At 69.9% G+C, this 13,168-nt stretch carries 11 protein-coding genes; 5 read left to right on the top strand and 6 right to left on the bottom strand.

Annotated features, from left to right (window positions below; all coding sequences use genetic code 11):
• The first annotated feature begins 572 nt into the window (after positions 1-572).
• Complete coding sequence (locus BMY89_RS06750) at positions 573-1,952, top strand: glycoside hydrolase family 10 protein (RefSeq protein ID WP_092376601.1); 1,380 nt, start codon at positions 573-575, stop codon at positions 1,950-1,952.
• Positions 1,953-2,143: 191 nt separating this feature from the next.
• Here the strand turns inward: BMY89_RS06750 and BMY89_RS06745 are convergent, their stop codons facing one another.
• Both BMY89_RS06745 and BMY89_RS06740 read right to left on the bottom strand, forming a co-directional pair.
• On the bottom strand, positions 2,144-3,712 hold the full coding sequence (locus BMY89_RS06745) for a glycoside hydrolase family 43 protein (RefSeq protein ID WP_092376598.1): 1,569 nt from the start codon (positions 3,710-3,712) through the stop codon (positions 2,144-2,146).
• Between the two features lie 162 nt (positions 3,713-3,874).
• The gene (locus BMY89_RS06740; RefSeq protein WP_092376595.1) at positions 3,875-5,308 is read right to left on the bottom strand and encodes a glycoside hydrolase family 62 protein; all 1,434 of its coding nucleotides are present in this window, start codon (positions 5,306-5,308) and stop codon (positions 3,875-3,877) included.
• Positions 5,309-5,702: 394 nt separating this feature from the next.
• Here BMY89_RS06740 and BMY89_RS06735 point away from each other — a divergent pair, with 394 nt between their 5' ends.
• Complete coding sequence (locus BMY89_RS06735; RefSeq protein ID WP_092376593.1) at positions 5,703-7,076, top strand: glycosyl hydrolase family 18 protein; 1,374 nt, start codon at positions 5,703-5,705, stop codon at positions 7,074-7,076.
• A 91-nt stretch (positions 7,077-7,167) separates the two neighbouring features.
• Here BMY89_RS06735 and BMY89_RS06730 read toward each other — a convergent pair whose 3' ends face one another.
• Positions 7,168-7,944: an IclR family transcriptional regulator gene (locus tag BMY89_RS06730; protein WP_092376590.1), complete on the bottom strand. Its 777-nt coding sequence runs from the start codon at positions 7,942-7,944 to the stop codon at positions 7,168-7,170.
• A 46-nt stretch (positions 7,945-7,990) separates the two neighbouring features.
• On the opposite strand from BMY89_RS06730, the gene eda reads away from it, so the two are divergent.
• Both eda and BMY89_RS06720 read left to right on the top strand, forming a co-directional pair.
• Positions 7,991-8,629: a bifunctional 4-hydroxy-2-oxoglutarate aldolase/2-dehydro-3-deoxy-phosphogluconate aldolase gene (gene eda / locus BMY89_RS06725; RefSeq protein ID WP_232521096.1), complete on the top strand. Its 639-nt coding sequence runs from the start codon at positions 7,991-7,993 to the stop codon at positions 8,627-8,629.
• Positions 8,626-9,738: a sugar kinase gene (locus tag BMY89_RS06720; RefSeq protein ID WP_092376585.1), complete on the top strand. Its 1,113-nt coding sequence runs from the start codon at positions 8,626-8,628 to the stop codon at positions 9,736-9,738. The genes eda and BMY89_RS06720 overlap by 4 nt, the downstream gene beginning before the upstream one ends.
• 2 nt (positions 9,739-9,740) lie before the next feature.
• Here the strand turns inward: BMY89_RS06720 and BMY89_RS06715 are convergent, their stop codons facing one another.
• Positions 9,741-10,844, bottom strand: coding sequence for a pyridoxal phosphate-dependent aminotransferase (locus BMY89_RS06715; protein ID WP_092376582.1), 1,104 nt, complete (start codon positions 10,842-10,844; stop codon positions 9,741-9,743).
• 83 nt (positions 10,845-10,927) lie between these two features.
• Between BMY89_RS06715 and BMY89_RS29805 the strand changes: the two genes are divergently transcribed.
• Complete coding sequence (locus tag BMY89_RS29805; protein ID WP_332455091.1) at positions 10,928-11,182, top strand: hypothetical protein; 255 nt, start codon at positions 10,928-10,930, stop codon at positions 11,180-11,182.
• 34 nt (positions 11,183-11,216) lie between these two features.
• Here BMY89_RS29805 and BMY89_RS06710 read toward each other — a convergent pair whose 3' ends face one another.
• Together BMY89_RS06710 and BMY89_RS06705 are read right to left on the bottom strand one after the other, a co-directional pair.
• Positions 11,217-11,900, bottom strand: a complete 684-nt coding sequence (locus BMY89_RS06710) for a response regulator transcription factor (protein ID WP_092376579.1) — start codon at positions 11,898-11,900, stop codon at positions 11,217-11,219.
• Positions 11,897-13,129: a sensor histidine kinase gene (locus BMY89_RS06705; protein ID WP_092376576.1), complete on the bottom strand. Its 1,233-nt coding sequence runs from the start codon at positions 13,127-13,129 to the stop codon at positions 11,897-11,899. The genes BMY89_RS06710 and BMY89_RS06705 overlap by 4 nt, the downstream gene beginning before the upstream one ends.
• Positions 13,130-13,168: the final 39 nt, after the last annotated feature.

The raw sequence follows: 13,168 nt of genomic DNA, 5'->3' as shown, positions 1-13,168 counted from the left end.
CTGGGTCGCTGCCGCGCCGGCTCGGCACCGTCCAGGTTGTCCCTGCCGGGACCTGCGGGCGGGCGGCCGAACGCCACCGGAAATTCCGGTAAACTTACGGGAACTATTTCGAGAATAGTAGGACTTTTCATCGACCTACGTCAATTGCTTTCGGGTGTCTGCCTGGGCTTGCGGCGTGCCTGCCCCGGCGATCGGCCGCCTGCCAGGGGCAACGCCGCTGGTCGATGAGAGGTTACGGGCGGACCTATGGCGGATGGACCGGCGATGAATGCGGGGCGGACGCCCGCTGTCGGCAGACCCGTCCGGTTGGCTAGATCACTGGAACTTTCGGTGTGTGGCGGCGCTCGTCCGGGCTGGTGGGGCGGTGGGCCGGCACCGGATCGCGTCGGTGCGCCGAGTCCGTTGTTCCGGAAATCATTGACGCGCGTGAAATCTTGTTGAAATACTCCGGTCAAGTTAGGTCGATGCGATCCCTTTGACTGGAATCGCACGATCCTCCGCACCCGCACCTGCACGTCCGGATTTGTGCTGCCCGGGTTGGGCGGCCACCGGTACCCGGAAGGAGCACTCAGATGACCAAGGAATCACCCGATGCACTCAGGCGGCCGAGACGACGGCGTACAGCGCTCGTCCTCTCGGCCATCGGCCTGCTGGCAGCGGCGGGCGCCGTGGTCCTTCCGGGCAGCGCCAGCGCCGCGAGCACCCTGGGCGCCTCGGCGGCCGAGCAGGGTGGCCGGTACTTCGGCACCGCCGTCGCGGTGAACAGGCTGAGCGACTCGGCGTACACGACCATCCTGAACCGAGAGTTCAACCAGGTCACCGCCGAGAACGAGATGAAGATCGACGCGCTCCAGCCGCAGCAGGGGCAGTTCAACTACGGCAACGGCGACCGGCTCGTCCAGCATGCCCGTAGCCAGGGCATGCAGGTCCGGGGACACACCCTGGCCTGGCACTCGCAGCAGCCCGGCTGGATGCAGAACATGTCCGGCACCACGCTGCGCAACGCGATGCTCAACCACGTGACCCAGGTCGCCACCCACTACCGGGGCCAGATCGCGTGGTGGGACGTGGTGAACGAGGCGTTCCAGGACGGCTCCAGCGGCGCCCGGCGCGACTCGAACCTCCAGCGCACCGGCAACGACTGGATCGAAGCCGCCTTCCGCGCCGCCCGCCAGGCGGACCCGAACGCGCAGCTGTGTTACAACGACTACAACATCGACAACTGGAACGACGCCAAGACCCAGGCCGTCTACCGGATGGTGCAGGACTTCAAGAGCCGTGGCGTGCCGATCGACTGCGTGGGCCTGCAGTCACACTTCACCGGCGGCTCGAACTACCCGAGCAACTACCGCACCACGCTGTCCAGCTTCGCCGCGCTCGGCGTCGACGTGCACATCACCGAGCTGGACATCCGCAACGCACCGTCCGACGCATACCGCAACGTGGTCAACGACTGCCTCGCCGTTGCACGCTGCAAGGGCATCACCGTCTGGGGAATCCGCGACTCCGACTCGTGGCGCTCGGGCGAGAGCCCGCTGCTGTTCGACGGCAACGGCAACAAGAAGGCCGCATACAACGCCGTTCTCACGGCGTTGAACAGCGGCACCTCGCCCACTGGCAACCCCACCCCGACGACCCCGCCGCCCACTGGCAACCCGACCACTCCGCCGCCCGGCGGCGGGTGCACGGCATCGATCACCCCGGGCCAGGTCTGGAGTGACCGCTACAACACCTCGGTGACCGTCAGCGGTGCCAGCACCTGGTCGGTGGTCGTCGCGATCACCGCCCCGCAGAAGATCTCCTCCACCTGGAGCGGCAACCCCACCTGGGACAGCAGCGGGAACGTGATGACGATGCGCTCCAACGGCAGCGGCAACACGTTCGGCTTCACCACCATGATGAACGGCAACTCCAGCGCCCGACCGCAGATCAGGTCCTGCACCGCCGGTTGACCGGTGCAGCGAACCGCCTGCCGGCCGTACGGGTCCGACCCGTACGGCCGGCGGTGCGTGTGCCTACCCGGCGTCGCCGGAGCACGAGGTCCCGCAAGAGCGGGGGCACCACCGGCCCACACCGCCGTGTTCGACGAGGTACGGCACGGCGTGCGGCAGCGGCGTACCCCGGAGCCGCTCGCCGGCTGCGGTCACTTCTCTACCACCGGCGGCGTGGGGCGGTAGTCGAACGAGTCGAAGGCGGCGCTGCCCTCGGTGACATAGAGGCCGAAAACCCGGCCGGTGAAGCCGGCAGCGACCTCGGTGGACAGGTAACGCCCGTCGAGCTCGGCCAGGACGACCGGACCGGCCTCGGTCTGTACCTCGAAGCTGACCATGTCGCAGGCGGTGGGACGGACACCGAAGGGTGCTCCGGGCGCCGCCACCTGGTCGGCGGCGGTCACCATCGGCGGGAGCAGGTCGTGGGTCCTGGTGGCGATCGTCAGGGTGACCGGCCCGGCGGGCAGCGGCTGCTCGCCGAAGACCTGGCGGAACGGCCCGACCCGGCCGACGACCTGCACCGTGTCGCCGGAGACCTCGAGATCGTAGTGGTGGGCTTCGTCGACCCGCAGGGTCAACCCGGCCCGTCCGGAGCCGGGGTCGACGTGGACGGCGGCGCGGCAGTCGTGGTGCAGCTGCCGGCGGGCGAGGATGGTGGCCCCGGCCCGGTCGAGGGTCGTACCGTCGGCGTGCAGGGTGAGCCAGCCGGGCCGTTCGGTCAGCGACCAGGAGGCGGCCGGCCGGCCGCGCAGCGATATCCAGCCCGGCGCCAGCTCGGCACCGTCGAAGTCGTCCCGGTGCCCGCCGGGATCCGGCGCAGCGGCGTGCGCCGGCGGGCTGCCGGCTGGCGCGGCCATCACCTCCTCGACCTCCTCGACCACCGGCCAGCCGTCCACCCACCGCACCGGTACCAGGAAGGTCTCCCGGCCGAGCACGTGGTAGGGCGGCCACTGACCCTTGGCCCGGATGCCGAGCAGGACCATCCACCAGCTGCCGTCCCCTGCCTGGACCAGGTCGGCGTGGCCGGTCGCCTGCACCTTCCGGTCGGTGCTGCGGTGGGTGAGGAACGGGTTGGCCGGCCCGGGCTCGAAGGGACCCCGGATGCTGCGCGAACGGGCGATCGAGACGGCATGGCCGGTGTGCGTGCCGCCCTCGGAGACCAGCAGGTACCACCAGTCGCCGATCCGGTACAGGTGCGGCGCCTCCGGGTACTGCCCGCCGGTGCCGGACCACATCGGAACCGGTCCTTCCAGGACGGTGCCGGCCTCCGGGTCGATCCGGTACGACTCCACCCCGGAGACCGTCATCCAGCAGTCACCGTTGTCGTCCCAGGCCAGCGACGGGTCGACGTGTGGCAGGTCGAAGTAGACCGGTTCCGACCACGGCCCGGCCGGGTCGGTGGCGGTGACGATCAGGTGCCGGCCGATGCTGACATTGGTGGTGACCAGCCAGAATCGGCCGTCGTGGTGGCGGATCGTCGGTGCGAAGATGCCGCGTGAGGCGTGCGTGTCGGAGGGCAGCTCCAACTGGCTGGGACGGTCGAGCACGTTGCCGATCTGCTGCCAGTTCACCAGGTCCCGGCTGTGGAAGATAGGTACGCCGGGGAAGTACTCGAAGCTCGAACAGACCAGGTAGTAGTCCTCGCCGACGCGGCAGACGCTCGGGTCGGGATGGAAGCCGGGGACGACCGGGTTGCGGAAGGTGGCGGAGGGGGCGGTCATACGGACCGATGCTATGCCCATCGTGGGCCGCCCACCGGTCGGCAGGACAGCCGAGGCACTTCGAGGGCGAGGTCCCCGTGCGGACGTCAGCACGATCCGGGCTCGCTGGGTGACGCGGGCGGGCTCGGTTCGCACCGAGCCCGCCACGTCCGTTCTACGCCGTCAGCGTTGCAGGGTGAGCAGGCCTGGCCGGTAGGGCAGCAGGCCGTAGTCGCCACCGGAGTTGGGGGAGCGTCCCTGGTAGAGCAGTTGCAGGTTGCAGGCGTTGACGGTCATGGTCTGGTCGGCGTTGGTGCGGATGAGTTCGCCGTGGCTGATGTCGTTGGTCCAGGTCGCGCCGCTGTTGGCCTTGCCGGCGAACGGGTTGCTCTCGGTGGCCGCCTGCGGGGTCCAGGTGCCGCCGAGGCTGGTGGCGGTGAACGACCGGAAGTAGCGGCCCTGTGAGCCGATCGCCTCCACGAGCATCAGGTACCGGTTCTCGCCCTGAAGCTTGTAGACCTGGACACCTTCGAACAGGTTGTTCGTGGTGTCGGTCATGATCGTGGTGTAGTTCGAACCGAAGCTGCCCGGGAAGTTCCCGATCGGCATGCTGGCCCGGTAGATCCGACCGTTGTCCCCGGCGAAGAACAGGTACATGTTCTGGTCGTCACCGATGAGCGCCTGGTCGATCGGGCCGGTCGAGGAGTTGGAGATGCTGCCGGTGAAGAGCGTCTGGTGCGCCGACCAACTGTTCACGTTGGTCGGATTGGTGGAGGTGCGGTAGGAGAACGCCGGTCCACCCCACTGGTAGGCCAACACCCACACATTGCGAGGCGCGAAGTAGAACAACGACGGCGCGACAGCCGCGAACGGCATCTGGTTCTGACTGGCCGAGCCCATCTGGTTCCAGTTGGAGAACAGACCGAAGTTCATCGAGCCCCAGCTGGTGCCGGTGTCGTGGGTGGTGGCGTACACCAACTGCTGGCCGTTGTACGGGGCGTGGGTGAAGTCCTTCAACGACACCCAACCCGACCTCGGCTGCGCCAACGCACCCGTCGACGACCACCGGTACGACGACGGCAGACTGCACGTACCACCCGGCGGCGGCGTCGTCGGCGGCGGAGTGGTCGGCGGCGGAGTGGTCGGCGGCGGCGTGGTCGGCGGCGGCGTGGTCGGTGGTGGCGGCGTGGTCGGGGTCGTGCTTCCGGTGCATGTCACACCGTTGAGAGCGAAACTCGTCGGTGCCGGGTTGCTGCCCGTCCACGCTCCGTTGAAACCGAACGACACCGTGCCGTTGGTCGGGACCGAGCCGTTGTAACTCACGTTTCTCGCGGTCACCGCCGAGCCGCTCTGTGTCAGTGACGTGTTCCACGCCTGCGTCACCGTCTGCCCGGCGCTGAACGACCACGTCAACGTCCAGCTGGTCAACGGATCACCCAGGTTCGTGATCGACAGGTTGGCGCCGAATCCGCCCTGCCACTGTGAGGACACGGCATAGCTGACCGAGCAGCCTGCGGCCGCGGCGCTGGCGGATGGCGCTACCACGACCGCCGTCGACGCCAGCAGCGCGACGCCGGCCGCCGCCAGTCCTACATTTGTCGCTCTGGATCTGATCATAAAGCAGCCTCCTGACGGGATGGCGGCTCACGCATTCGCCGGGATCATTGTTAGGTGAGCGTTAACAGCCGCGTCAGGCATGTTACGGGAGCGCTCCCAAACCCTCAACCTCGATGTGTCGACAGGAATTGCATGACGAAAAAGGGCCACCTTTGTGAACGTGCACAGGTCTTCTCCAGCGGCGGCGAGGTCGACGCCTCCTCGTGCCGGTCGCCGTCCGCTGGCCCTGGCGGCGGGGCTCATCGAACGTGGTCATTGACCTTACCGTTAACACTCTTTAAGATTTGGCTGCCTCGAGGAACCCATCACCCGTACGCCCGGCTGGTCACGGTGGCACCGCCAGTGACCGGCCGTGGCTGCACGGCACCCTCACCTGCCTACGGGAAGGCCCTCGATGTCCGCACCACGCCCCCGATCGGCCCTGGCCGCCGGCCTGCTCGCCCTGGTCACCGCCAGTGCGACCCTCGCAGTCGCCCCGACCGCCGCGCAGGCGGTGGTCCTGCCGAACAACTTCAAGAGCGTCGGTTACATGCCGTCCTGGACCGGCAACGTCAACTCGGTCCAGTACAACAAGCTCACCCACATCAACTACGCGTTCGTGCTGCCCAACAGCAACGGCACCCTGCGCGCGGTGGAGAACCCCAGCAAACTCTCCTCGCTGGTGTCGCTCGCACGGGCCAACAACGTCAAGGTCTCCATCGCCATCGGCGGCTGGAACGACGGCGACGACAGCGCCTTCGAGGCGCTCGCCGCCAACGCCGGCACCCGCACCACCTTCGTCAACAGCGTGGTCAGCTTCGTCAACCAGTACGGCCTCGACGGCGTCGACATGGACTGGGAGTACCCGGACCCGGGCGCCTCCGCCAACAACTTCAGCCTGCTGATGTCTCAGCTCAGCGGCGCGCTGCGCCCGCAGGGCAAGCTGCTCACCGCCGCCGTCGTCGCCGAGGGCTACTACCGTGACGGGGTGCCGACGGCGGTCTTCAACCACGTCGACTTCCTCAACATCATGGCGTACGACGGCGGCAGCCCACACGCCAACTACGACTGGTCGATCAACGCGGTGAACGGCTGGAAGGCCCGTGGCCTGCCGGCCAGCAAGGCGATCCTCGGCGTGCCGTTCTACAGCCGACCCGGCTACTACACCTACTCGCAGCTGGTCGGCATGGATCCGGCCAACGCCAACCGCGACTGCACCACGGCCGGCGGCGCCCAGCAGTGCTACAACGGCGTCCCGACCGTCAAGCGCAAGACCCAGTGGGCGATGGCCAACGCCGGCGGCATGATGAACTGGGAACTCACCCAGGACACCACCGGTGCCACCTCGCTGGTCAGCGCGATCTACGACACCGTCATGGGTGGCGGCACGCCGCCGCCGAGCGGACGGACCGGCCAGATCACCGGCATCGCCGGCAAGTGCGTGGATGTGGCCGCGGCCAGCAGCGCAAACGGCACCGCCATCCAGCTCTACACCTGCAACGGCACCGCCGCGCAGAGCTGGACCGTCGCCAGCAACGGCACCCTGCGTGCCCTCGGCAAGTGCCTGGACGTGACCAGCGCCGGCACCGCCAACGGCACCCCGATCCAGCTCTGGGACTGCAACGGCACCGCTGCCCAGGTGTGGCAGGCCCAGTCCAACGGCACGCTGCGCAACCCGGTGTCGAACAGGTGCCTCGACGCCAGCGGCAACAGCTCCGCCGACGGCACCCGACTGCAGATCTGGGACTGCTTCGGCGGCGCCAACCAGGTGTGGAGGCTGCCGGCCTGAGGTGGTGCTCGTCGCCACGTCCGGATGGGCGGACGGTCAGCGGAGCCGCTGACCGTCCGCCGTTTCGGTGAGCGGGGTAGCGGCGCTGCGGCTATGTGCTCAGCATGCTGCGGGCCCGGGTGAGTCCGCCGACCGTCTCCCGAAGCGCCGTGACGATCGACGCTTCGAGCTCCGGTCGCAGCCGGGTCACCGGCACCGAGACGCTCACCGCGTCGACCGCCGGGGTGACCAGCGGCACGGCCATCGCGAAGCACATGATGCCCTCGGCGTTCTCCTCGCGGTCCACGGCGTAGCCGGTCCTCCGCACGGCGGCCAGCGCCGCGTGCAGGGCGTCGCGGTCGGTGACGGTGTGCGGGGTGAGGCGGGGCGGCGGCCAGGACAGCAGCCCGTCGACCTCCTGGTCGGAGTGCTCGGCGAGCAGCGCCTTGCCGAGGGCGGTGGCGTGGGCCGGCAACCGGCGGCCGATGGCGCTGTAGAGGCGCAGCCGGTGCACCGACTCCCGCTTGGCCAGGTAGACCACCTGGTCGCCGTCGAGTCGGCCGAGGTGCACTGCCTCCCCGAAGCGGCGGGACAGCTCGTCGAGCACGCCGGCGAGCAGGCCGACCCGGTCGTCCCCGTCGAGGTAGGCGGCGCCGACCCGAAGCGCCCGCAGCCCGAGCCGGAACCGGGTGCCGGTCTCGTCGGTCTGCACCCAGCCCCGGCTGGTCAGCGTGCGCAGCAGGCCGTGCAGGCTGCTCTTCGGGATGCCGAGGGCGCGGGCCAGGTCGCCCAACGCCCATGGGTGGGGCTGGTCGGCGAGCAGTTCGAGCAGGTCTAGGGTGCGCCCGGCCGACTTGACCGGCTGGAATTCCTCGGGCGCGCTGGACACGTGGTCACTCTAGCGAAGGAGATACGCCTCCAGTAAGGTCACGTACGTGACTGATGTTCACGGACTTGAACAGATGACCCTCGGTCGGGTGCTGCCCGTCGTCGTCCTCGACGACGCGCGACACGCCGATCCACTCGGCGAGGCCCTGGTCAGGGGCGGTCTGACGGCGGTCGAGGTGACCCTGCGTACCGCCGCCGGGCTGGACGCCATCAAGGCGCTCGCGGCCCGCGGCGATCTGACGGTCGGCGCCGGCACGGTGCTCACCGCCGAGCAGGCCGAGCAGGCGGTCGCGGCCGGTGCCCGCTTCGTGGTGACCCCCGGTTTCGCGCCGGCCGTGGTCCGCGCCTGCCAGCAGGCCGGAGTGCCGGTGGTGCCGGGTGTCGCCACCGCCACCGAGATCCAGATGGCCCTCGACGCCGGCCTCGGCGTCGTCAAGTTCTTCCCCGCCCAGCAACTCGGCGGCGCCGCGATGATCAAGGCGCTGGCCGCCCCGTTCCGTCAGGTCCGGTTCATCCCCACCGGCGGCATCACCTCCGCCGTGATCGCGGAGTACCTCGCCGTCCCGGCCGTCCTGGCGGTCGGCGCGAGCTGGATGGTGGCGACGGACCTCATCGCCGGCGAGCAGTGGGACGAGATCACCTCCAGGACGCGGGCGGCACTGGCGGCGGCCGGAGGTGGGGCATGAGCGACCGGCCGATCGTGACTGCCCGACCGAAGGCCGACTGCCGCTTCGACCTGGTCTCGCTCGGCGAGGTCATGCTGCGCCTCGATCCCGGTGAGGGCCGGGTCCGCACCGCACGGCAGTTCCGCGCGTGGGAGGGCGGCGGGGAGTACAACGTCGCCCGTGGCCTGCGCCGCTGCTTCGGCCTGCGGACCGCGGTCGTCACCGCGTTCGCCCGCAACGAGGTCGGCCTGCTGCTGGAGGACCTCATCCTCCAGGGCGGCGTCGACACCAGCTTCGTCACCTGGCTGCCCTACGACGGGATCGGCCGCACCGTCCGCAACGGGCTCAACTTCACCGAGCGGGGCTTCGGCGTACGCGGGGCGGTCGGCACCTCCGACCGCGGGCACTCCGCCGCCAGCCAACTCAAGCCGGACGACGTCGACTGGGACCACCTGTTCGGCACGCTCGGAGTGCGGTGGCTGCACACCGGCGGGATCTACGCGGCGTTGTCGGAGACGGCCGCGCTGACCGCCGAGGCCGCCATGACCGCCGCCCGTCGGCACGGCACCATCGTCTCCTACGACCTGAACTACCGGCCCAGCCTCTGGAAGGCCGTCGGCGGCCAGGATCGTGCGCGGGAGGTGAACCGCCGGCTCGCCGGCCTGGTCGACGTCATGATCGGCAATGAGGAGGACTTCACCGCCTGTCTGGGTTTCCCGGTGCCGGACACCGACATCCACAGTGGCGCGCTGGACGCCGGCAACTTCAAGGCGATGATCGAGGCGGTCGTCGAGGCGTACCCCAACTTCAAGGTCGTGGCGACCACCCTGCGCGGCGTGCGCAGCGCGACCGTCAACGACTGGGGTGCCGTGGCCTGGGGCGGCGGCGCGTTCGCCGAGGCCACCCACCGGCCCGGCCTGGAGATCCTCGACCGGGTCGGCGGCGGCGACAGCTTCGCCTCCGGGCTCATCTACGGCCTGCTGGAACGCGACGGCGATCTGGCGCTGGCGGTGGAGTACGGCGCCGCGCACGGCGCCCTGGCGATGACCACCCCCGGCGACACGTCGATGGCCAGCGTCGCCGAGGTGGAAGCACTCATGCGCGGAGCCGGAGCCCGCGTGCAGCGCTGAGCTCAGCCCTTGAGCGCCTCGCCGAGGCGCTCAAGGGCTGAGGTGAAGTCGCCGGGCGAGAGGTGACCGAAGCCGAGCCGGAACACCCGGTCGTCCTCGCCGAACCAGGAGCCCGGCGCGACCCGGGCATCGTGTTCGGCCAAGCGGGCGTAGAATCCCGCGACAGCCTCGTCGGGAAACCGGTCCGCGGGCAGGCGCAGGCAGCACAGGGCACCGCCGTCCGGCACGACGATCTCCACCGGCTGGTCCCGGGACCACTGCAGCAACTCGTCCAACGCCTGCCGCAGTCGCGTGGCGCGTGGCGCGAGGATCTCCGCCCGGCTGCGCAGCACCCGCGTGGCGAGGAACTCGCTGACCGTGGAACAGGCGATCGTGGTGAGGAACTTCGCCTCCCGCAGTTGCGCGTACAACTCGGCGTCGGTGGTGGTCAGCCAGCCGAGCCGCAACCCCGGCGCGCCGTGTGCTTTCGAAAGCGAGGCGCAGGTGACGATCCGCGACGACATCGGCGCGACCGAGCGCGGGGCGCGGGCGTCGCCGTAGGTGGACTCGCGATACGTCTCGTCCACCAGGACGATGGCGTTCGGCGCGCGTTCCTCGACCGCACTCACCAGGTCGCCCAACTCCCCGTTGGTGAACCGGACGCCGGAGGGGTTCTGTGGGGAGGCCACCGAGACCAGCCGGGTCCGCGGCGTTAGGGCCTCGGCGATCGCGGCCAGCGGCATCCGGTAGCCGTCGTCGAAGGAGAGCGGCACCACGTCCAGCTGGGCCCCGAGTCCTTGCGGGACGGTCCGGGCCGGCGGGAAGCACGGTGTGGTGATCAGCATCCGGTCGCCGGGAGAGCAGGTGGCCTGGGCCAGCAGGAACATCGCGGCGACCGCCCCGACAGTGACCAGCACCTGGTCTTCGTCCACCCCGGCGTCCGTGGCGATCAACGTCCGCAGCTCGGCATCCCCGCGTGAGGTGCCGTAGTCGAGCGTGAGCTCGGCGGGCGTGGCGGGGTTGACGAGTTCGTCGAGGCGCAGCGGCGGGCTCGTGCTCTCCGCCAGGTCGTAGCGAACCGCGACGTCGATCAGCCGGCTCATCGGGCCGGGCGCGAAGGTGGTCATGGTGACATACTCGGGGAGCGCGCGCCGACGGGGCAGAGCCAGTTCCACGGTGTTGGTCCGCGCCGCTGAACTGTCGCAGGCATGTGGTGGAGTGCTCGGCATGGAGCATCCGCACGCCATCCGGGCAGGTGTCGAGCCTGACCCCTGGCCGCCGAAGGAGCTGGCCGACGAGGAGCCGGGTGGCCCTGACCGACGTCGTGGTCAGCGGTCCGCCTGAGGCGGTCTTGCGCTGGCTGTGGAGTCGTGCGTCGCCTGGCGGGCCGAGCGCGGTGACAGTCGAGGGTCCGCCGGAGGCGGTCTCCGAGCTACGCCGCCGCACCGTCACCGCGACGCAGTAGGGATTCAGGCGGCGTCTCCACTCGTCCCGGTGCCTCAACCGGTCGGGTTCTCCGATGTGCCGGGGAGCACCAACCCCGTCTCATAGGCGATCATCACCAGCTGGGCTCGGTCGCGCACACCGAGCTTGGTGATGATCCGGCTGACATGTGTCTTGGCGGTCAGCGGGCTCATCCGCAGTGCCTCGCCGATCTCGGAGTTGCTCCGCCCGGTTGCGATCATGCCCAGGACCTCACGCTCCCTCACGGTCAGCTGCGACAGTCGCTCCGGCGACGACCGGGCCGGGTCCGGCCGGCGGGAGAACTCGGCGATGACCTTCTCGGTCACGCTCGGGCTCAGCAACGCCGCACCGGCGGCGACGACCCGCACCGCCCCGCACAGCTCCGTGCGGCTGACCGTCTTGGTGAGGAAGCCCTTGGCTCCGGCCTTGAGCGCCTCGAAGATGTACTGGTCGATCTCGAAGGTGGTCAGCACGATCACCCGTACGTCGGCGAGGCGCGGGTCGGCGCTGATCTGTCTGGTGAGCGCCAGTCCGTCGAGCTCCGGCATGCGGATGTCGACCAGTGCCACGTCCGGCCGATGCTCGGTGGTCAGCCGCAGCGCCACCAGGCCGTCCTCGGCCTCTGCCACCACCTGGATCTCCGGGTCCAGCTCCAGCAGTCCGCGCAGGCCAGCCCGCACCAACTGCTGGTCGTCGGCGATCAGCACCCGAATCGTCATCCGGCCGACCTTCCCCCAACGACCAGGCCGTCGAGCTGGGACCCCAGCGCGTAGGTCCAGGGCAGCCGCGCGTCGACCATGAACCCGCCGTCCTCATCCGGGCCAACCGTGATCGAGCCTCCGATGCTGGTCACCCGCTCCCGCATGCCGGTGAGCCCGTGCCCCTCGGTGACGGTCGGTGCCGTGCCGCGGCCGTTGTCACCGACGCGTACCCGGATGCCGTGGTCGGCGTAGTCGACGGTCACCGTCGCCTGGGTGGCATCGGCATGCTTGAGCACATTGGTCAGCGACTCCTGTACGACGCGGTAGACGGTCAGACCGACTGCCGGGGCGACGTCCCGGCGGTGTCCGCTCTGCACCAGGGTGGTGTCCAGGCCGTTCTCCCCGGCCGTGGCGATCAGCGCCGGCAGCTGCGTCAGGCCGGGGGTCGGTGCCAGCTCCGGCGGTGGGCTGACGTCGCCGCCCCGCAGCACCCGGACGGCGGCCTGCAACTCGCCGATCGCCTCGGTGTTGACCCGTTCGGCGGTTTCCAGCGCCTCCTGCGCCGCGGCCGGATCGTCGTGCATCAGCTCCCGCGCCAGCCCGGCCTGGATACCGACCACGGCAAGGGTGTGGGCGGTGACGTCGTGCAGCTCGTGGGCGATGCGCAGACGTTCCTCCACCAGGCGGCGACTCAGCTCGCGATCCCGCTGGTCCTGCTCCATCCGGAGCCGGGCGCGCAGCTCGCGACCCCACATCTCGCGGTGCCGCGTCGCGGTGGCCAGAGCCAGGGCCAGGGCGAGCAGCACCGACTCGCGGAGCGCGCCGTCGAGCAGTTCCAGCGGTTGCGGTCTGGACCAGGCGAACCAGCCCACCGAAATCAGCAGCATCGCGCCGCCGACCAGGCTGGCGGCGAGCAGTCGACCGGCCCGGGCGATGGTGTAGAGCGGCACGAGCAGCGGCCAGACCGGCGACACGCTGGGGAAGTCTGTCAGGTTGTAGGCGAGGACCGCCAGCAGCGAGCCGACCAGCACGCCCATCGGCCACCGCCGCCGGAACACCAGCATGGCGCCGAGCGCGACCCCGAGGGCGTACGCGGCGAGGCCCGCCGAGCGGCTCGTCGGCTCGCTGGCCACCAGGGTGAACACGGTCATCGCCGCACCGACCGCACCCGCGACGAGCAGGTCGACCAGCCAGCTGAACCGACCAGGCTGCTCGACGGCCTGCGGAGCTGGCACGAAGACCGTCATCGCAGTACGACCTTCCGTGAGCGTCGCCGACTGAGCGCG

The organism is Micromonospora phaseoli (assembly GCF_900109115.1).
In the GTDB taxonomy this organism is placed as follows: Bacteria; Actinomycetota; Actinomycetes; order Mycobacteriales; family Micromonosporaceae; genus Micromonospora; species Micromonospora phaseoli.
Note: the sequence above shows the minus strand (reverse complement) of the source record. Positions and strands in the feature narration are given on the sequence as shown.